The 18,687-nt window shown below is 57.7% G+C and carries 21 protein-coding genes; all 21 read left to right on the top strand.

Annotated features, from left to right (window positions below):
- Positions 1-182 precede the first annotated feature (182 nt).
- Positions 183-4,349 carry a DNA-directed RNA polymerase subunit beta gene (gene rpoB / locus CPA54_RS05420; protein ID WP_043557823.1) on the top strand — a complete coding sequence of 1,389 codons (4,167 nt, stop codon included), beginning with the start codon at positions 183-185 and terminating at the stop codon, positions 4,347-4,349.
- Positions 4,350-4,431: 82 nt separating this feature from the next.
- On the top strand, positions 4,432-8,748 hold the full coding sequence (rpoC, locus tag CPA54_RS05415) for a DNA-directed RNA polymerase subunit beta' (protein WP_043557824.1): 4,317 nt from the start codon (positions 4,432-4,434) through the stop codon (positions 8,746-8,748).
- A gap of 321 nt (positions 8,749-9,069) precedes the next feature.
- Positions 9,070-9,441: a 30S ribosomal protein S12 gene (rpsL, locus tag CPA54_RS05410; protein WP_023979007.1), complete on the top strand. Its 372-nt coding sequence runs from the start codon at positions 9,070-9,072 to the stop codon at positions 9,439-9,441.
- Positions 9,442-9,453: 12 nt separating this feature from the next.
- A complete protein-coding gene (rpsG, locus tag CPA54_RS05405; RefSeq protein ID WP_043557827.1) occupies positions 9,454-9,930 on the top strand; it encodes a 30S ribosomal protein S7 in 477 nt (158 codons plus the stop codon).
- A gap of 108 nt (positions 9,931-10,038) precedes the next feature.
- Positions 10,039-11,229, top strand: a complete 1,191-nt coding sequence (tuf, locus tag CPA54_RS05400) for an elongation factor Tu (protein ID WP_043557828.1) — start codon at positions 10,039-10,041, stop codon at positions 11,227-11,229.
- A gap of 114 nt (positions 11,230-11,343) precedes the next feature.
- Positions 11,344-11,652 (top strand): 30S ribosomal protein S10, encoded by a 309-nt coding sequence (gene rpsJ, locus CPA54_RS05395; protein ID WP_018980179.1) that lies wholly within the window; start codon positions 11,344-11,346, stop codon positions 11,650-11,652.
- A 10-nt stretch (positions 11,653-11,662) separates the two neighbouring features.
- The gene (gene rplC, locus CPA54_RS05390; protein ID WP_043557830.1) at positions 11,663-12,346 is read left to right on the top strand and encodes a 50S ribosomal protein L3; all 684 of its coding nucleotides are present in this window, start codon (positions 11,663-11,665) and stop codon (positions 12,344-12,346) included.
- Between the two features lie 5 nt (positions 12,347-12,351).
- Positions 12,352-12,966 carry a 50S ribosomal protein L4 gene (gene rplD / locus CPA54_RS05385; protein WP_043557831.1) on the top strand — a complete coding sequence of 205 codons (615 nt, stop codon included), beginning with the start codon at positions 12,352-12,354 and terminating at the stop codon, positions 12,964-12,966.
- Positions 12,967-13,007: 41 nt separating this feature from the next.
- Positions 13,008-13,304 (top strand): 50S ribosomal protein L23, encoded by a 297-nt coding sequence (locus CPA54_RS05380; RefSeq protein ID WP_181005181.1) that lies wholly within the window; start codon positions 13,008-13,010, stop codon positions 13,302-13,304.
- Between the two features lie 18 nt (positions 13,305-13,322).
- Positions 13,323-14,153: a 50S ribosomal protein L2 gene (rplB, locus tag CPA54_RS05375; RefSeq protein ID WP_081562856.1), complete on the top strand. Its 831-nt coding sequence runs from the start codon at positions 13,323-13,325 to the stop codon at positions 14,151-14,153.
- Positions 14,154-14,169: 16 nt separating this feature from the next.
- Positions 14,170-14,448 carry a 30S ribosomal protein S19 gene (gene rpsS / locus CPA54_RS05370; RefSeq protein ID WP_043557836.1) on the top strand — a complete coding sequence of 93 codons (279 nt, stop codon included), beginning with the start codon at positions 14,170-14,172 and terminating at the stop codon, positions 14,446-14,448.
- A gap of 2 nt (positions 14,449-14,450) precedes the next feature.
- Positions 14,451-14,876, top strand: a complete 426-nt coding sequence (gene rplV, locus CPA54_RS05365; RefSeq protein ID WP_043557837.1) for a 50S ribosomal protein L22 — start codon at positions 14,451-14,453, stop codon at positions 14,874-14,876.
- Positions 14,877-14,879: 3 nt separating this feature from the next.
- The gene (rpsC, locus tag CPA54_RS05360) at positions 14,880-15,557 is read left to right on the top strand and encodes a 30S ribosomal protein S3 (protein ID WP_043557839.1); all 678 of its coding nucleotides are present in this window, start codon (positions 14,880-14,882) and stop codon (positions 15,555-15,557) included.
- Between the two features lie 58 nt (positions 15,558-15,615).
- Positions 15,616-16,032: a 50S ribosomal protein L16 gene (rplP, locus tag CPA54_RS05355; RefSeq protein WP_043557840.1), complete on the top strand. Its 417-nt coding sequence runs from the start codon at positions 15,616-15,618 to the stop codon at positions 16,030-16,032.
- A 2-nt stretch (positions 16,033-16,034) separates the two neighbouring features.
- Entirely contained in the window at positions 16,035-16,271 is a 237-nt protein-coding gene (rpmC, locus tag CPA54_RS05350) for a 50S ribosomal protein L29 (protein ID WP_043557842.1), read from the top strand.
- Between the two features lie 13 nt (positions 16,272-16,284).
- Positions 16,285-16,560 carry a 30S ribosomal protein S17 gene (rpsQ, locus tag CPA54_RS05345; RefSeq protein WP_043557843.1) on the top strand — a complete coding sequence of 92 codons (276 nt, stop codon included), beginning with the start codon at positions 16,285-16,287 and terminating at the stop codon, positions 16,558-16,560.
- A gap of 12 nt (positions 16,561-16,572) precedes the next feature.
- Complete coding sequence (rplN, locus tag CPA54_RS05340; protein WP_043557844.1) at positions 16,573-16,941, top strand: 50S ribosomal protein L14; 369 nt, start codon at positions 16,573-16,575, stop codon at positions 16,939-16,941.
- A complete protein-coding gene (gene rplX, locus CPA54_RS05335) occupies positions 16,941-17,261 on the top strand; it encodes a 50S ribosomal protein L24 (RefSeq protein WP_081562857.1) in 321 nt (106 codons plus the stop codon). Before rplN ends, rplX begins: the two co-directional genes overlap by 1 nt.
- A 10-nt stretch (positions 17,262-17,271) precedes the next feature.
- A complete protein-coding gene (gene rplE, locus CPA54_RS05330; RefSeq protein ID WP_043557848.1) occupies positions 17,272-17,838 on the top strand; it encodes a 50S ribosomal protein L5 in 567 nt (188 codons plus the stop codon).
- 131 nt (positions 17,839-17,969) lie between these two features.
- Positions 17,970-18,275 (top strand): 30S ribosomal protein S14, encoded by a 306-nt coding sequence (rpsN, locus tag CPA54_RS05325; protein WP_043557849.1) that lies wholly within the window; start codon positions 17,970-17,972, stop codon positions 18,273-18,275.
- Between the two features lie 13 nt (positions 18,276-18,288).
- A complete protein-coding gene (gene rpsH, locus CPA54_RS05320; protein ID WP_043557850.1) occupies positions 18,289-18,687 on the top strand; it encodes a 30S ribosomal protein S8 in 399 nt (132 codons plus the stop codon).

The raw sequence follows: 18,687 nt of genomic DNA, 5'->3' as shown, positions 1-18,687 counted from the left end.
GGCGGGTGCTTTATGGTGCCCGCCCCATTTGCCGTTGACAGGGAAGTTGTCTATAGTAAGGCATTCCGTCACGCGTCATAGACAGGATTAAGCCAGCCGTTCAAGTCGTCTGATATTCCATGGGGTTAATGGGATGGTCACATAGCGGACGACTTGAAGGTCTGGTTCAGAGGCAGGATAAGATGGCGATCACAAAATCGTTCACAGGGCGTAAGAGGATCCGCAAGAGCTTCGGGCGCATTCCCGAAATTGCGCCGATGCCTAATTTGATTGACGTGCAGCGGGCTTCCTATGAAGCTTTCCTGCAGATGAATGTGCGCCCCGACAGCCGGGAGCCGGCTGGCCTTCAGGAGGTGTTCCGTTCAGTTTTTCCGATTCATGATTTTGCTGGCCGTGGGCGGCTGGATTTCCAGTATTATGAATTCGAAGAACCGAAATACGATGTGGAAGAGTGCATCCAGCGTGGCCTGACCTATGCAGCCCCGCTGAAGGTCATTCTGCGTCTGACAACGTGGGATATTGACGAGGATACGGGGACCCGCTCCATTCACGACCTGAAGGAGCAGCCGGTCTATATGGGCGACATGCCGCTCATGACGGACAACGGGACCTTCATCATCAACGGGACGGAACGTGTCATCGTTTCCCAGATGCATCGTAGTCCCGGCGTGTTCTTCGATCACGACAAGGGCAAGACACACTCTTCCGGGAAGTATCTTTTTGCTGCCCGTATCATCCCTTACCGTGGTTCCTGGCTCGATTTCGAGTTCGATGCCAAGGATATCATCCATGTCCGCATCGACCGCAAGCGCAAGCTGCCGGTCACCACGCTGCTCTATGCACTGGAAGGTGACAATTACCTCAAGGCTCGTGAAGCCAAGCTGGCCGAGGGTGGTGACGTCGATACACTCGAAGTTGCCGGTATGGATGAGGACGAGATTCTCTCCACTTTCTACGATGTCGTGCCCTTCACCCGCATGGGTGGCGAGTGGGCCCGCCCGTTTGAGCCGGATGCCTTCCGTGGGCTGAAGCTGCTCAGCCCGCTGGTGGATGCTGATACCGGCGAGGTTGTGGCAGATGCCGAGACCAAACTGACAGCCCGTGTCGTTCGCAAGATCGCCGAGAAGACCCGTGTTGTGCAGGTGGGGCGTCTGGATATTCTGGGTCGCTTCATTGCCCATGACCTTGTCAATGAAAAGACCGGTGAAATCTATGCCGAGGCTGGCGAGGAGCTGACGGAAGAGAAACTGGCCGAGCTGGAAGAGCTGGGCCTGAAGGAGCTTCCGCTTCTCGCAATTGACGGGACGCATGGCCCGTGGATCCGCAACACCCTGATGGCGGACAAGAACACCACGCGGGAAGAGGCGCTGATCGATATTTATCGCATCATGCGCCCTGGTGAGCCGCCGACCCGTGAGACGGCAGAAGCCATGCTGCATGGTCTGTTCTTCTCGCAGGACCGGTATGACCTGTCTGCCGTTGGCCGTGTAAAGATGAACATGCGGCTGGATGTGGATGCGCCCGATACGCTGCGGACGCTGCGCAAGGAAGACATCCTGCGGACGGTCAAGATCCTCTGCGATCTCAAGGATGGTCGTGGTCAGGTCGATGATATCGACAACCTCGGCAACCGTCGTGTCCGTTCCGTCGGCGAGCTGATGGAGAACCAGTATCGCATCGGTCTGCTGCGTATGGAGCGCGCCATCCGTGAGCGTATGGGCTCTGTCGATATTGACACGGTCATGCCGCATGACCTGATCAACGCCAAGCCTGCTGCTGCTGCCGTACGTGAGTTCTTCGGTTCCTCCCAGCTCAGCCAGTTCATGGATCAGACCAATCCGCTCTCCGAGGTGACACATAAACGTCGCCTGTCGGCCCTTGGTCCGGGCGGTCTGACCCGTGAGCGTGCAGGCTTTGAAGTCCGTGACGTTCATCCGACCCATTATGGCCGTATTTGCCCGATCGAGACGCCGGAAGGGCCGAACATCGGTCTGATCAACTCCCTGGCCACTTATGCCAAGGTGAACAAGTACGGCTTCATCGAGACGCCGTATCGTCTGGTGAAGGATGGCGTTTTCCAGGACGGCTGGAAGTATCTCTCCGCCATGGAGGAAGAACGCCTTCTGGTGGCGCAGGCCGATGCCAAGCAGAGCGACAATCGTCTGACGGACGAGCTGGTGGCTGTCCGCCAGACCGGTGACTTCCGTCTTGTGCCGCCGGAACAGGTTACCGCCTGTGACGTGTCGCCGAAGCAGCTGGTTTCCGTGGCTGCTGCGCTTATTCCGTTCCTGGAAAACGACGACGCCAACCGTGCGCTGATGGGTTCCAACATGCAGCGTCAGGCCGTGCCGCTGGTGAAGGCTGATGCCCCGCTGGTCGGTACTGGCATGGAAGGCCCTGTGGCGCACGACTCTGGTGCGACCATCATCGCCAAGCGTGGCGGTGTGGTGGACCAGCTGGATGGTGCCCGTATCGTGATCCGTGCGACGGACGAGCAGGGGGCCACCCAGGGCGTGGACATCTACCGTCTGCGCAAATACATGCGTTCCAACCAGTCTACCTGCCTCAATCAGCGTCCGCTGGTGAAGGTTGGCGATCTGGTCGCTGCCGGTGACATCATCGCTGATGGTCCGTCCACCGAACTGGGTGAGCTGGCTCTGGGCCGTAATGTGCTCGTGGCCTTCGTGCCGTGGAACGGGTACAACTTCGAGGACTCCATCCTGATCTCCGAGCGTATCGCCCGGGATGACATCTTCACTTCAATTCACATTGAAGAGTTCGAGGTCATGGCCCGTGATACCAAGCTGGGTCAGGAAGAAATCACCCGTGACATCCCGAATGTCGGTGAGGAAGCCCTGCGCAACCTCGATGAGGCCGGCATTGTCTATGTCGGTGCCGAGGTCAATCCGGGTGACATCCTGATCGGCAAGGTGACGCCGAAGGGTGAAAGCCCGATGACACCGGAAGAAAAGCTTCTGCGTGCCATCTTCGGTGAAAAGGCTTCTGATGTACGTGACACCTCCCTCAAGCTGCCCCCGGGCACGAGCGGGACGGTGGTTGATGTCCGTGTCTTCTCCCGCCGTGGTGTGGACAAGGACGAGCGTGCCATGGCCATCGAGCGGGCCGAGATCGAGCGTCTGGCCAAGGACCGTGATGACGAGCGTGCCATCCAGGAGCGCAGCTTCTACAACCGCCTCAAGGAGCGTCTGGTCGGGCAGGAAGCCGCTGCAGGCTTCAAGGGCGTACGGGCTGGTACGCCGATCACGGCCGAGCTGCTGGGTGAGCATCCCCGTGTGACGTGGCGCAACATTCCTGTTGCCGACGTGGCCGTCATGGCCGAGCTGGAAACGCTGTGCCGTGAGTTTGATGGTGCCATCAAGCGCATCAACAACCGCTTCGACAACAAGGTCGAGAAGCTCCAGCGTGGTGACGAGCTGCCGCCTGGTGTGATGAAGATGGTCAAGGTCTTCATTGCCGTGAAGCGCAAGCTTCAGCCGGGTGACAAGATGGCTGGCCGTCACGGTAACAAGGGTGTGGTGTCCCGTGTCGTTCCTGTCGAGGACATGCCGTTCCTCGAGAATGGTCAGCCGGTTGATCTGCTGCTGAATCCTCTGGGCGTGCCGTCCCGCATGAATGTGGGGCAGATTCTGGAGACGCATCTGGGCTGGGCCTGTGCCAATATCGGCCAGAGCATCGGTGCGATGGTTGATGAATATCAGCGCACGGGTGAGCGTCGGCAGGAGCTGCTGGACCGTCTGAAAGATGTCTATGGTGAGAAGATCTTCAATGAAGATATCGCCACGATGGACAACGATCAGCTGATCGAGCTGGCCAACAACCTGCGCAAGGGCGTGCCGATCGCAACTCCGGTGTTTGATGGTGCCTCCATCCCTGACATCGAGGAGATGCTGAAGAAGGCTGGTGTCAGCGAGAGTGGTCAGTCCCAGCTGATCGACGGGCGTACGGGCGAGAAGTTCGAGCGTCAGTCCACGGTGGGCTACATCTACATGCTGAAGCTGCATCACCTTGTTGATGACAAGATTCATGCCCGCTCGATCGGTCCTTACTCGCTGGTCACCCAGCAGCCGCTTGGTGGTAAGGCCCAGTTCGGTGGTCAGCGTTTCGGTGAGATGGAGGTCTGGGCACTGGAGGCTTACGGTGCTGCCTACACGCTGCAGGAAATGCTGACGGTGAAATCGGACGATGTGTCCGGCCGGACGAAGGTGTATGAGGCGATCGTTCGTGAACAGGACGACTTTGAAGCTGGTATTCCAGAGAGCTTCAACGTTCTGGTGAAGGAACTGAAGTCGCTTGGTCTGAATGTCGAACTTGAGCAGGGAGGGCTGTGAGGGCAGTGCTTTCCGCTTCTTCTTCATTGTTCATGTTTAACGTGCCGGCGGGACGCCGCCCGGCACAGTGGGGTTTCGGCAAATGAACGAACTCATGAAGATTCTGGGTCAGTCTGGTCAGTCAGGCACGTTTGACCAGATCCGCATCCAGCTCGCCTCCAGTGAGCAGATCCGCTCATGGTCCTATGGCGAGATCAAAAAACCGGAGACGATCAACTACCGTACCTTCAAGCCGGAGCGTGACGGGTTGTTCTGTGCCCGGATTTTTGGTCCGACCAAGGATTACGAGTGCCTCTGTGGCAAGTACAAGCGGATGAAGTTCCGTGGGATCGTTTGTGAGAAGTGCGGTGTCGAGGTGACGCTGGCCAAGGTCCGCCGTGAGCGGATGGGCCATATCGACCTTGCTTCACCTGTCGCTCATATCTGGTTCCTGAAGTCCCTGCCGAGCCGCATTGCCACGATGCTGGACCTGCCGCTCAAGGATGTTGAGCCGGTCCTGTATTTCGAGAAGTTCCTGGTGCTCGACAAGGGCGTCTGCGAGTCCGATCAGGTCGAGTCCTACAAGCACGGCAAGCGTCGTGACCAGTATCTGCTGGATGAAATCCGTTGCGAAGAGCTGATGGATGAATTCGCTGATGACGGTCTGGATGTCGGTATTGGTGCCGAGGCCATCAAGCGTGCGCTGTCCAGCTATGACTGGGGTCTGCCGAATGCTCAGGAGGCCGAGCTGAGCCGTGCTGCCCGGGAGCGTGGCGAGCCGGATCCGTTCGATTACGACGCCGAGGTGATGGACGGCGATTCGGAAAAGACGGTCATGCGCAAGAAGTTGCGCAAGGCGACATCCGAGGCAGCCCGCAAGAAGCTGGTCAAACGCCTCAAGATGGTCGAATCCTTCGTCGAGAGCGGTGCCCGTCCGGAATGGATGATCATGGACATCGTGCCCGTGATTCCGCCGGAGCTGCGTCCGCTCGTGCCGCTGGATGGTGGGCGTTTCGCCACCTCCGACCTGAATGACCTGTATCGCCGTGTCATCAACCGTAACAACCGTCTGAAGCGGCTGATCGAGCTGCGTGCGCCAGACATCATCGTCCGCAACGAAAAGCGCATGCTGCAGGAAGCCGTTGATGCGCTGTTCGACAATGGCCGTCGTGGCCGTGCCATCACCGGGGCCAACAAGCGTCCGCTGAAGTCCCTGTCCGACATGCTGAAAGGGAAGCAGGGTCGCTTCCGTCAGAACCTGCTCGGCAAGCGTGTGGACTATTCTGGCCGTTCCGTGATCGTGGTGGGGCCGGAGCTGAAGCTGCATCAGTGTGGTCTTCCCAAGAAGATGGCGCTGGAGCTGTTCAAGCCCTTTATTTATTCCAAGCTGGAGAAGTACGGGCACGCCACGACCATCAAGGCCGCAAAGCGGATGGTCGAGAAAGAGCGTCCGGAAGTCTGGGATATCCTCGAAGAGGTCATCCGTGAACATCCGGTGATGCTGAACCGTGCGCCGACCCTGCACCGTCTCGGCATTCAGGCATTTGAGCCGAGCCTCGTGGAAGGCAAGGCCATCCAGCTGCACCCGCTGGTCTGCACCGCCTTCAATGCGGACTTTGACGGTGATCAGATGGCCGTGCACGTACCGCTTTCGCTGGAAGCCCAGCTGGAAGCTCGTGTGCTGATGATGTCCACCAACAACATCCTCAGCCCGGCCAACGGCAAGCCGATCATTGTGCCTTCCCAGGACATCGTGCTTGGCCTGTACTATCTGAGCCTCGAGGTGCCCGAGTACCGTCTGACGCCGGATGAAGCCGAGATCAAGGATGGCAAGGTCATCAAGGCGGCTCCGCCTGCCTATGCGGCCGTGGCCGAGATTGAGGCGGCCCTGCTTTCCGGTGCGCTGAAGCTTCATGACAAGATCCGTCTGCGTCTGGATGCTCAGGATGAGGAAGGCAAGCCGGTCCGTCAGATGATCCTGACGACACCGGGTCGCGCCCTGATTGCCCAGATCCTGCCGAAGCATCCGGCCATTCCGTTCAGCCTGATCAATCGTCAGCTGACGAAGAAGCTGGTGTCCGACGTGATTGATACCGTGTATCGTCACTGCGGGCAGAAAGAGGCTGTCATTTTCTGTGACCGTCTCATGGCTCTTGGTTTCCGCCACGCTGCCAAGGCTGGCATCTCCTTCGGCAAGGACGACATGATCGTTCCAGCCGAAAAGACCACTCTGGTCAACAAAACCACCGAAGAGGTGAAGGAGTTCGAGCAGCAGTATCAGGAAGGTCTGATCACCGCTGGTGAGCGCTATAACAAGGTGGTGGATGCCTGGTCCCGCTGTACGGATGAAGTGCAGGCGGCCATGCTCAAGGAGATTTCCAAGCAGGTACCGGGCAAGCCGACAAACTCTGTCTGGATGATGAGCCATTCCGGGGCCCGTGGGTCACCGGCCCAGATGAAGCAGCTTGCCGGTATGCGCGGCCTGATGGTGAAGCCGTCTGGTGAGATCATCGAGCAGCCGATTGTGGCCAACTTTAAAGAAGGTCTGTCAGTTCTCGATTACTTCACGTCCAGCCATGGTGCCCGTAAGGGGCTGGCTGATACGGCGCTGAAGACCGCCAACTCTGGTTACCTGACACGTCGTCTTGTCGACGTGGCGCAGGACTGCATCATTACCGAAACTGATTGCGGTAGCGAGCGTGGCCTCGTTGTCCGTGCGGTGACGGATAGCGGTGAGGTCGTGGCTTCTCTGGCAGAGCGTGCCCTCGGGCGGACCCTGTCCCAGGATGTGTTCCATCCGATGACGGGTGAGAAACTGCTGGAGCGCAACCGTCTGCTGGAAGAAGCTGATGTCGAGATGCTCGAAGGTGCCGGGATTGAAGCGGTGGAAATTCGCTCCGTCCTGACCTGTGACAGCAAGGCGGGCATCTGCGCTCATTGTTATGGCCGTGATCTGGCCCGTGGTACGCCGGTCAACATCGGTGAAGCCGTTGGCGTGATCGCTGCCCAGTCCATCGGTGAGCCGGGAACGCAGCTGACGATGCGTACCTTCCACATTGGTGGTGCGGCGACCCGTGGTGCCGAGCAGTCCATGGTCGAGGCTTTCCGTGACGGCAAGGTGACCATCCGTAACCGCAACGTCGTCCAGAATTCCCAGAATGTTCCTGTGGTCATGTCCCGGAACTGTGAGATTCTGCTGATTGACGAAACCGGGGCGGAGAAGGCCCGCTACCGTGTGCCTTATGGTGCCCGCCTGATGGTGTCCGAAGGGCAGGAGGTCAAGCGTGGTGACAAGATGGCAGAGTGGGATCCCTACACGCTGCCGATCATCACGGAGCAGGCTGGGACGGTCGAGTATCAGGACCTGATCGACAGCATCACGCTGGTCGAGCGGGTTGACGAGGTGACCGGTCTGACCTCACGTGTTGTCGTGGACTATAAGCAGGCCGCCAAGGGTGTTGATCTGCGTCCCCGCCTCCAGCTCAAGGATGCGGATGGCAATGTGGTCCGTCTCGCCAATGGCAACGAGGCCCGCTACTTCCTGTCTCCTGACAGTATTCTGTCCGTGGAGAATGGGGCCGTGGTCCATGCCGGTGACGTGCTGGCCCGTATTCCGCGCGAGGGTTCCAAGACCCGTGACATTACCGGTGGTCTGCCACGTGTGGCCGAGCTGTTCGAAGCCCGCCGTCCGAAGGACCATGCGATCATTGCCGAAGGTGATGGCCGCATCGAGTTCGGCAAGGACTACAAGTCGAAGCGTTGTGTCATCGTACATAATGACGAGACGGGTGAGCGGACGGATTACCTGATACCCAAAGGCAAGCACATTTCCGTGCAGGAAGGTGACTTTGTCCAGAAGGGTGACCCGCTGGTCGATGGTCCCCGTGTGCCGCATGACATCCTCAAGGTCATGGGGATGGAAGCCCTGTCCGACTATCTGGTCAATGAGATTCAGGACGTCTATCGCCTGCAGGGCGTGAAGATCAACGACAAGCATATTGAAGTGATCGTCCGCCAGATGTTGCAGAAGGTTGAGGTTCTGGAGCCGGGTGATTCCACCTATCTCATTGGTGAGACTGTGGACCGGATCGAGTTCGAGCGGGACAACAGGATGCTTCTGGAGCAGGGGCGTGAGCCGGCAAAGGCCATGCCGATCCTTCAGGGTATTACCAAGGCGTCTCTACAGACGCAGTCCTTCATCTCTGCGGCCTCCTTCCAGGAGACTACGCGTGTGCTTACCGATGCTGCCACATCTGGCAGAATCGACACGCTTGGTGGCTTGAAGGAGAATGTGATCGTGGGCCGTCTCATCCCGGCAGGGACGGGCGGTGCCATGCGGCGTCTGCGTAATCTTGCAGCAGACCAGGCCCCGGCTCGCCTCGATAAGGGGAGAGCTGAGGTAGAAGACGCTGCTGAGTGAGGAATTCTGGGGTCAAGCCTCTCTGTTATGGCAGAGAGGCTTGACTCTCGGGCCAACCCAACTTAGGGTCCGCGCCTTAGACAGTTCCCGCCTGTTAAGGTGAAGGAATCGTCCCAGAATAAAAAATAGCATCTGGCACTACTTTTGTTTCTTGGAAAAAAAGGTTAAGTCCAGAGGCAAGTAGCTTTGGAGGAGGGAAGATTCTTTCCTTTCTTCTGTGCAATCGTGCGAAGACAGGCGGTTCAGCCGCATGTCGGTTAGAACGGAATGTCGTGGCGGGGGTTTCCCCGTCAGCATATGGACAAGGATTGGGAAGGGCGCATGCCGACCATCAACCAGTTGATCGCAAAGGGCCGTGAGCCGGCCGCAAAGCGGAACAAGGTTCCTGCTCTGCAGGGATGTCCGCAGAAGCGTGGTGTTTGCACACGTGTTTATACTGTAACGCCGAAAAAACCGAACTCCGCCCTGCGTAAGGTCGCCAAGGTGCGTCTGACCAACGGGTATGAGGTGGTGAGCTATATTCCGGGTGAGGGGCACAACCTCCAGGAGCATAGCGTTGTTCTGATCCGCGGTGGTCGCGTGAAGGATCTTCCCGGTGTGCGTTACCACATTCTTCGTGGTGTGCTGGATACGCAGGGTATCGCAAAACGCCGTCAGCGCCGTTCGCTGTATGGCGCAAAGCGGCCGAAATAAGGGGTATTTGGAATGAGTCGCCGTCATCGCGCTGTCAAGCGTGAGATCCTTCCCGATCCAAAATTCGGAGATGCCGTCATTACGCGCTTCATGAATGCGCTGATGTATGATGGTAAGAAATCTACTGCTGAACGCATCGTTTATGGAGCACTGGAAGTGCTGCGTAAGCGTGGCGGGTCTTCTGCGGACCCGGTGGCCATGTTCCACTCAGCACTGGATAATGTAAAGCCGGCCGTTGAGGTCCGTTCCCGCCGTGTTGGTGGTGCGACCTATCAGGTTCCGGTAGAGGTTCGTGCAGAACGCCGTCAGGCGCTGGCTATCCGCTGGCTGATTGAGGCGTCCCGCAAGCGTGGTGAGAACACCATGCAGGACCGTCTTTCCAATGAGTTGATGGACGCGGTGAACAACCGCGGTGCAGCCGTCAAGAAGCGGGAAGACACTCACCGTATGGCTGAAGCCAATAAGGCATTCAGTCATTATCGCTGGTAATTTTTACCGGTAATAAGGCTTCTGGCCATTTTCTGGTTTCCAGAGTGGCCAGCATGAAGTTTCAGTCATACCTCTGGCCCCTGTGGGTCAAGGTTTTGGAGAGAGACGATGGCAAAGGCTAAATTTGAGCGTACAAAGCCGCATGTTAACATCGGCACGATTGGTCACGTTGACCATGGTAAGACCACGCTGACGGCTGCAATCACAAAGACACTGGCTGAGACCGGTGGTGCAACCTTCAGTGCTTATGACCAGATCGACAAGGCTCCTGAAGAGCGCGCTCGTGGTATTACGATTTCCACAGCTCACGTTGAGTATGAGACGGAAAACCGTCACTACGCTCACGTGGACTGCCCCGGCCACGCTGACTATGTGAAGAACATGATCACCGGTGCGGCCCAGATGGATGGCGCCATTCTGGTTGTCTCCGCTGCTGACGGCCCGATGCCGCAGACACGTGAGCACATCCTGCTGGCCCGTCAGGTCGGTGTGCCGGCTCTGGTGGTCTTCCTGAACAAGGTTGACCAGGTTGACGATCCGGAGCTGCTGGAGCTGGTGGAGATGGAAGTTCGTGAGCTTCTGTCCTCCTACGACTTCCCTGGTGACGATATCCCCATCGTCAAGGGTTCTGCTCTGGCCGTTCTGGAAGATGGTAACCCGGCACAGGGCAAGGAAGCCATCCTGGAGCTGATGAAGGCTGTTGACAGCTACATCCCGCAGCCGGAGCGTCCGGTTGACCGTCCGTTCCTGATGCCGATCGAAGACGTGTTCTCCATCTCCGGGCGTGGTACGGTTGTGACTGGCCGTGTCGAGCGTGGTGAAGTCAACGTCGGTGACGAGGTCGAGATCGTTGGTCTGCGTCCTACCGTCAAGACGACAGTTACGGGCGTCGAGATGTTCCGCAAGCTGCTGGATCGCGGTGAAGCTGGTGACAACATCGGTGCTCTGCTGCGTGGCACGAAGCGCGAAGATGTTGAGCGTGGTCAGGTTCTGGCAAAGCCGGGCACCATCACCCCGCACAGCAAGTTCAAGGCTGAGGCCTACATCCTGACGAAGGAAGAGGGTGGCCGTCATACGCCGTTCTTTACCAACTATCGTCCGCAGTTCTACTTCCGTACGACGGACGTGACGGGTGTTGTGACCCTGCCGGAAGGCACCGAGATGGTGATGCCGGGTGATAACGCTACCATGGATGTCGAGCTGATTGCTCCGATCGCCATGGACGAAGGTCTCCGCTTCGCTATTCGTGAAGGTGGCCGTACAGTGGGTGCCGGCGTGGTGGCTTCCATCAGCGCCTAAGTCCCTGCTGACTTCGGAATCTGGTGCCCCGGTCGAATTTTTTTCGGCCGGGGTTCCATTTCTAGGAGAAATGCAGTAGGACGGCATCCGGTTTATTAAGGATGAAGTGAAATCATGGACGACCAGAACATCCGCATTCGCCTCAAAGCGTATGATCATCGCGTGCTGGATAACAGCACGAAAGAGATCGTCAATACGGCGAAGCGTACGGGTGCGCGGGTTCGGGGTCCCATCCCCCTGCCGACGCATATTGCCCGGTTTACTGTGAATCGTTCACCGCATGTGGATAAGAAGAGCCGCGAGCAGTTCGAAATGAGAACGCACCGCCGGCTGCTCGACATTGTCGAGCCGACCCCGCAGACCGTGGACGCCCTCATGAAGCTCGATCTCGCCGCTGGCGTAGATGTCGAGATTAAACTCTAAGGTCCAGACGATGCGTACCGGATTGATTGCAAAAAAGCTGGGGATGACCCGGCTCTTTAAAGAAGACGGCACACATGTGCCGGTGACGGTGCTGCACCTTGATGCTGTCGAGGTTGTGGATGCCCGTACACAGGAGCGTGATGGCTATACGGCTGTCCAGCTTGGTATGGGGGCTGCAAAGGCCAAGCACGTCACAAAAGCGAACCGTGGGCATTTTGCCCGTGTGAAGGTTGAGCCCAAGAAGAAGCTGGCCGAGTTCCGTGTGGCAGAGGATGCCCTGCTGGAACCGGGGACGAAGCTTTCTGCTGCCCATTTCGTGGTTGGTCAGAAAGTGGATGTCACGGGCCGCAGCAAGGGTAAAGGTTTTGCTGGTGTCATGAAGCGCCACAACTTTGCCGGTCTTGAGGCGACACACGGCGTGTCCATCAGTCACCGTTCTCACGGCTCTACAGGTCAGCGCCAGGATCCTGGCAAGGTCTTCAAGGGCAAGAAGATGGCTGGTCACCTCGGTGACAAGCGCGTGACAACACAAAACCTCGAAATTGCTGCTGTGGATGAAGAGCGTAACCTGATCATGGTGCGCGGTGCTATCCCAGGTGCCAAGAACAGTGTTGTTCTGGTTCGCGATGCAATCAAGAAGGCCCGTAATGCGGACGCGCCATATCCGGCAGCGACCGTTGAGGCCGCCGGGTGAGGGATATGGAATACGATATCAAAACCCTCGAAAACGGAAGTGCCGGTAAAATCGCACTGCCGGAAGAGATTTTCGGGATTGTTCCCCGCAAGGACATCATGGCCCGCGTCGTGAACTGGCAGCTTGCCAAACGTCGTGCTGGCACACACGCAACAAAGGGCAGGGGTGTCGTTTCTGGCACAACCAAGAAGCCGTATCGCCAGAAGGGGACAGGTTCTGCCCGTCAGGGCTCTCTGAGAGCTCCGCAGTTCCGGACCGGTGGTGTTGTGCATGGTCCGGTCGCCCGTGATCATGGTTTCGACCTCCCCAAGAAGGTGCGTCGTCTCGGGCTGCGCTCTGCCGTTTCCCAGAAGGCTTCTGAAGGCAAGCTGATCATCCTGAAGGATCTGGCAGGCGTTGAGAAGACCCGTGAGGCTGCTGCCCGTCTGAAGGCTCTTGGCTGCTCGTCTGCGCTGATCGTGGATCAGGTTGCTGACCAGCCGTTTGCCCGTGCGATTGCCAATCTGCCCAAGATTGATCTCCTGCCCACGATCGGGGCAAATGTTTATGATATTCTCAAGCATGATGTGCTGGTGATTACCCACGCTGCTCTTGAGGGTCTCAAGGAGCGTCTGGCATGACAACGAAAACAGTTCTGAATGCACGCAAGGCGGCTGCTGGCCTGTCTCAGGAAGCTCTGTTTGATGTGCTGCGTGCACCGCTGATCACTGAAAAGGCAACCATGGCTTCTGAGAAGAACCAGGTTGTGTTCAAGGTGGCTCTGGAAGCAACGAAGCCGCAGATCAAGGTCGCTGTCGAGAAGCTTTTCAACGTCAAGGTGGCTGGTGTCAGCACCCTGATCCAGAAAGGTAAGACAAAGCGCGTCAAAGGTCGTCCGGGTCGCCGTTCTGACATCAAGAAGGCGTATGTCCAGCTTGCTGAAGGTCAGTCAATTGACCTCACAGCGAAGCTTGGTTGAGGCGCGGGGTAAGATACCATGGCATTGAAGCACTTTAATCCCACGACACCAAGCACTCGTGGTACCGTGCTGATTGACCGGAGCGAGCTCTGGAAGGGCAAGCCCGTCAAGCAGCTTACGGAAGGCAAGAACAAGACTGGTGGCCGTAACAACTACGGGCGTACAACCGTGCGCTTCCGTGGCGGCGGGCACAAGCAGTCCTACCGTTATGTTGATTTCAAGCGTCGCAAGTTCGATGTTGTCGGCACGGTCGAGCGTCTGGAATATGACCCGAACCGTACGGCCTTCATCGCACTGGTCCGCTATGAGGATGGTGAGCTGGCCTATATCCTGGCTCCGCAGCGCGTGAAGGCTGGTGACCGTGTGGTTGCTGCCCATCATGCTGACGTCCGTCCGGGCAACGCCATGCCGCTGGCTTCCATGCCGGTTGGTACGATCATCCACAACATCGAGCTGAAGCCCGGTGCTGGTGGCAAGCTGGCCCGTTCGGCTGGCAACTATGCCCAGCTCGTTGGCAAGGATGCCGGTTACGCACAGATCAAGCTGCAGTCCGGTGAGCTGCGTATCGTGCGTGCCGAGTGCATGGCAACTGTTGGTGCGGTTTCCAACCCGGACAACATGAACCAGCACTTTGGTAAGGCAGGTCGTCGTCGCTGGATGGGGCGTCGTCCACACAACCGTGGTGTGGTCATGAACCCCGTCGACCATCCGCATGGTGGTGGTGAGGGTCGTACCTCTGGTGGCCGTCATCCTGTCACACCGTGGGGTGTGCCGACCAAGGGCTACAAGACCCGTACCAACAAGAAGACGGACAGCCTGATTATCCGTCGTCGTAAAACCGGCAAGTAAGAGAGGGGCATAGAAGATGGCACGTTCCGTCTGGAAAGGCCCGTTCGTCGACGGGTATCTGTTTGGCAAGGCTGAGAAGGCCCGTGCATCGGGCCGGAATGAGGTGATCAAGATTTGGTCCCGTCGTTCCACCATCCTGCCGCAGTTCGTCGGGCTGACGTTCGGCGTCTATAATGGTCAGAAGTTCCTGCCTGTGCAGGTGACGGAGCATATGGTCGGTCATAAGTTTGGTGAGTTCTCACCCACCCGTACTTATACCGGTCATGGTTCCGATAAGAAGTCGAAGCGAGGCTGAGCATGAGTAAGCCTAAGCATATCCGTACCCTGGCTGATACAGAGGCACAGGCTGTTGCCCGCAACATCCGTGTCAGCCCACGCAAGCTGAATCTGGTTGCTGCCACGATCCGCAACCAGCCGGCAGGCAAGGCAATCGCTGCGCTGACGTTCTCCCGTCGCCGTATCGCCCAGCAGGTCAAGAAGGCTCTTGAGAGTGCCGTGGCCAATGCAGAAAACAATCATCAGCTTGATGTTGACAAGCTGGTGGTGAAGACTGCTGAGGTTGGCAAGTCGATCGTGATGAAGCGCTTCCATGCACGGGGCCGTGGTCGTTCTGCTCGTGTTGAGAAGTTTTTCAGCCACCTGAAGATTGTTGTTGCTGAGCGCGCTGAAGCTGAGGAAGCTCCGAAGGCCGGCAAGAACTCAAAAGAGCAGAAGGCAGCCTGATCTATGGGACATAAGGTTAATCCGATCGGGCTTCGGCTCGGTGTCAATCGTACATGGGACAGCCGCTGGTATGCAGGCGGGGATTATGCCCGTCTGCTCCATGAGGATCTGAAGCTGCGCTCTTTCCTGCGCAAGAAGCTTTCGGGTGCTGGTGTTTCCCGTGTGGTCATCGAACGTCCTGCCAAGAAGCCTCGTGTGACGATCTACGCCGCACGTCCTGGCGTGATCATCGGCAAAAAGGGTCAGGACATTGATGCCCTGCGCAAGACCCTCAGCGCCATGGCTAAGGCTGATGTCGCTTTGAATATTGTCGAGATCCGCAAGCCGGAAATCGATGCGACTCTGGTGGCAGACAACATCGCCCAGCAGCTGGAGCGCCGTGTGGCCTTCCGCCGTGCGATGAAGCGCTCCATCCAGTCTGCAATGCGTCTGGGTGCCCAGGGTATCCGCGTGACATGCAGTGGACGTCTTGGTGGCGCCGAGATCGCTCGTGACGAGCAGTATCGTGAGGGTCGTGTACCGCTGCATACGCTGCGTGCCGACATCGACTATGGGACTTCTACAGCGCACACCACTTACGGTTCCTGCGGCGTGAAGGTCTGGATCTTCAAGGGTGAGATCTTGGCTCACGACCCGATGGCCCAGGACCGTCGTGCTGCGGAGCAGGCTCCTCAGCGTTAAGGGGCGGGGGGCTTCCCCCGTCTTTTATCCGAGGTGCTTGATGTGAGGATAGAAAATCATGCTTTCTCCAAAGCGGACAAAGTTTCGTAAGGCCCACAAGGGCCGCATTCATGGGATGGCCAAGGGCGGTACGCAGCTGAATTTCGGTGCGTATGGTCTGAAGGCTCTGGAGCCTGAGCGTATCACGGCTCGTCAGATCGAGGCATCCCGTCGTGCCATCACGCGTGCCATGAAGCGTGCCGGACGTGTCTGGATTCGTATTTTTCCTGACACTCCGGTCTCGACAAAGCCGGCAGAAGTGCGTATGGGTTCCGGTAAAGGTAACCCCGAGTACTGGGCAGCCCGTGTGAAGCCGGGTCGTATCCTCTTCGAAATTGAAGGGGTGCCGCCGGAGGTTGCTCGCTTGGCTCTTAGCTTGGCAGCTGCAAAACTGCCGATCAAGACCAAGTTCATTCAGCGTATCGGGGAGGCTTGAGAATGGCTGAGACGACCTATAAGGTTGCCGAGCTGCGCGCAAAGAGCGAGGATGAGCTCAAGGCTCTCCTGCTGGATCTGAAGCGTGAGCAGATCAACCAGCGTTTCTCTGCGGCTACAGGCCAGTCCGAGAACACCAGCCGTGTCAGGATCGTGCGTCGTGCTGTCGCCCGCATCAAGACACTGCTGAACCAGTCGAAGAACCGTGCGGGCGCAAAAACGTCCGCCGCCAAGTCCTGAGAGGAGACGGACGATGCCCAGGCGCGTCCTGACAGGGCGGGTGACAAGTGACAAGATGGACAAGACGGTGACCGTTCTTGTTGATCGTCGTGTCATGCATCCGCTCTATAAAAAGTTTATCCGCCGTTCCAAGAAGTATGCAGCGCATGATGGCGCCAATGCATGCAAGGTTGGTGATGTGGTCCGCATCGTTGAGTGCGCACCTCTCTCCAAGCGTAAGACGTGGACGGTCGTTTCCCGTAATGGAGTCGATGTTGCCGAGGCCGCTTCGACTTCTGTCGGCGCATAAGGGGGTAGACACATGATTCATCCCGAGACCAACCTTGACGTAGCTGACAACTCCGGTGCACGTCGGGTGCAGTGCATCAAAGTGCTGGGTGGCTCCAAGAGGAAGACCGCCTCGGTCGGCGACATCATTGTCGTATCCGTCAAGGAAGCAATTCCCCGCGGGAAGGTGAAGAAGGGTGACGTCCATCAGGCTGTCATCGTTCGCACATCTTACCCGGTGCGTCGTGCAGATGGCTCCGCCATCCGCTTTGACCGGAACGCTGCTGTCCTGCTGAACAAGCAGCAGGAGCCGATTGGTACGCGTATTTTTGGCCCGGTTGTTCGTGAGCTGCGTGCCCGCAAGTTCATGAAGATCATCTCCCTGGCTCCGGAGGTGCTGTAATGGCTGCACGTATCAAAAAAGGTGATCAGGTTCTGGTCCTGACAGGGCGTTCCCGCGGTGTGCGTGGGGAAGTCCTTTCCGTTCTGCCGAAGGTGGAAAAGGCTGTGGTGCGTGGCGTGGCTGTTGCCAAGCGCCACTCCAAGCCGAACCGTATGGGCGAGGGTGGCGGCATCATCGAGCGTGAGATGCCTGTTCATCTGTCCAATCTGAAGCTGATCGACCCGAAGAGTGGTAAGCCGACCCGTGTTGGTTTCCGTGTTCTGGAAGATGGTCGCAAGGTCCGTGTTGCCAAGGTGACCGGCGAAGTGATCGAAGGCTGAGGAGCGAACGATGAGCGATAACAAGAGTGCCGTTCTGCCCCGTCTGCAGCAGGAATATCAGGACAAGCTCCGCGCCAAGCTGCGTGAGCAGTTCGGGTATAAGAGCGACATGCAGATCCCCAAACTGGAGAAAATTGTCCTGAACATGGGGGTCGGTGAGGCTGCTGCTGACCAGAAGAAGCTGGATGCCGCTGTTGAAGAGATGGCTCTGATCTCTGGTCAGAAGCCGGTCAAGACTGTGGCACGCAAGGCTGTTGCGGGCTTCCGTATTCGTGAAGGGCTGCCGATCGGTTGTAAGGTAACGCTGCGCAAGGCTCGCATGTACGAGTTCCTGGATCGTCTGGTGACGATCGCCATGCCGCGTATCCGTGACTTCCGCGGTCTTCCGGCGAACAAGGGCTTTGATGGCCGTGGCAATTTTGCCATGGGTCTGAAAGAGCAGATCGTGTTCCCGGAAATTGATTATGACAGGGTTGATGCCATCCGTGGTATGGACATCATCTTTGTGACAACGGCAAAAACTGATGAAGAAGCGAAGGCTCTTCTGAAGGCATTTGATCTGCCGTTCGTGTCCTGAGCGACAATTTTTCGTATCAATCACGGGAAAATGGACTTTCCCCCTTCACATGAGGGGGGAGTTTCCGTTACAAGTCCGGTGATTGGAAAACCGTCGGGATAGGCCTGACAGGTTCCGGGAGAAGATTCGAGATGGCGAAAGTCTCTGCGGTGAACCGTAATAATCGTCGTGCTGCCATGGCGCAGCGTGACCTTGAAAAGCGGACCGCTCTCAAAAATACTATCAAGAACCGCTCTCTCTCCATGGAGGAGCGCTTCGAAGCGACACTTAAACTGGCCAAGCTGCCGCGTAATGGGTCCCAGACCCGTGTGCGCCTGCGTTGCAAACTGACCGGTCGTCCCCGTGGGAACTACCGCAAGTTTGAACTGTGCCGTATTGCTCTGCGTGACCTTGCTTCTACGGGGCAGATCCCCGGCATGGTCAAGTCCAGCTGGTAAAAGGGTAGTCTGAATGTCTATGTCTGATCCTTTGGGTGATATGCTCACCCGGGTCCGTAACGCTCAGCGTGCCCGCCATGCTGCCTGCGTTGCTCCGGCGTCCAAGCTGCGTGCCAGTGTTCTTGAAGCACTGAAACGCGAAGGATATATCCGCGGTTACACGACCGAGGAAGTCCGCAAGGGCATTTCCCAGTTCCGTATCGAGCTGAAGTACACAGATGGTCAGCCGGTGATCCGCGAGATTCATCGCGTGTCCCGTCCGGGTCGCCGTGTGTACTCCAAAATCAAAGAGCTGCCGCGTGTTTATGCTGGTCTGGGTGTTTCCATCCTCTCCACGCCGCGCGGTGTTCTTTCAGACGTCGAGGCTCGGGCTGCCAATGTTGGTGGCGAGATCCTCTGCCGCGTCTTCTAA

It is taken from the genome of Parasaccharibacter sp. TMW2.1890 (genome assembly GCF_023337645.1).
Lineage (GTDB): Bacteria > Pseudomonadota > Alphaproteobacteria > Acetobacterales > Acetobacteraceae > Bombella > Bombella apis.
This window is presented reverse-complemented; position numbering and strand designations above follow the sequence as displayed.

Coding starts and splice junctions, on each gene's coding strand:
- rpoB (WP_043557823.1), top strand. CDS start 183: ATGGCGATCACAAAATCGTTCACAGGGCGTAAGAGGATCCGCAAGAGC.
- rpoC (WP_043557824.1), top strand. CDS start 4,432: ATGAACGAACTCATGAAGATTCTGGGTCAGTCTGGTCAGTCAGGCACG.
- rpsL (WP_023979007.1), top strand. CDS start 9,070: ATGCCGACCATCAACCAGTTGATCGCAAAGGGCCGTGAGCCGGCCGCA.
- rpsG (WP_043557827.1), top strand. CDS start 9,454: ATGAGTCGCCGTCATCGCGCTGTCAAGCGTGAGATCCTTCCCGATCCA.
- tuf (WP_043557828.1), top strand. CDS start 10,039: ATGGCAAAGGCTAAATTTGAGCGTACAAAGCCGCATGTTAACATCGGC.
- rpsJ (WP_018980179.1), top strand. CDS start 11,344: ATGGACGACCAGAACATCCGCATTCGCCTCAAAGCGTATGATCATCGC.
- rplC (WP_043557830.1), top strand. CDS start 11,663: ATGCGTACCGGATTGATTGCAAAAAAGCTGGGGATGACCCGGCTCTTT.
- rplD (WP_043557831.1), top strand. CDS start 12,352: ATGGAATACGATATCAAAACCCTCGAAAACGGAAGTGCCGGTAAAATC.
- rplB (WP_081562856.1), top strand. CDS start 13,323: ATGGCATTGAAGCACTTTAATCCCACGACACCAAGCACTCGTGGTACC.
- rpsS (WP_043557836.1), top strand. CDS start 14,170: ATGGCACGTTCCGTCTGGAAAGGCCCGTTCGTCGACGGGTATCTGTTT.
- rplV (WP_043557837.1), top strand. CDS start 14,451: ATGAGTAAGCCTAAGCATATCCGTACCCTGGCTGATACAGAGGCACAG.
- rpsC (WP_043557839.1), top strand. CDS start 14,880: ATGGGACATAAGGTTAATCCGATCGGGCTTCGGCTCGGTGTCAATCGT.
- rplP (WP_043557840.1), top strand. CDS start 15,616: ATGCTTTCTCCAAAGCGGACAAAGTTTCGTAAGGCCCACAAGGGCCGC.
- rpmC (WP_043557842.1), top strand. CDS start 16,035: ATGGCTGAGACGACCTATAAGGTTGCCGAGCTGCGCGCAAAGAGCGAG.
- rpsQ (WP_043557843.1), top strand. CDS start 16,285: ATGCCCAGGCGCGTCCTGACAGGGCGGGTGACAAGTGACAAGATGGAC.
- rplN (WP_043557844.1), top strand. CDS start 16,573: ATGATTCATCCCGAGACCAACCTTGACGTAGCTGACAACTCCGGTGCA.
- rplX (WP_081562857.1), top strand. CDS start 16,941: ATGGCTGCACGTATCAAAAAAGGTGATCAGGTTCTGGTCCTGACAGGG.
- rplE (WP_043557848.1), top strand. CDS start 17,272: ATGAGCGATAACAAGAGTGCCGTTCTGCCCCGTCTGCAGCAGGAATAT.
- rpsN (WP_043557849.1), top strand. CDS start 17,970: ATGGCGAAAGTCTCTGCGGTGAACCGTAATAATCGTCGTGCTGCCATG.
- rpsH (WP_043557850.1), top strand. CDS start 18,289: ATGTCTATGTCTGATCCTTTGGGTGATATGCTCACCCGGGTCCGTAAC.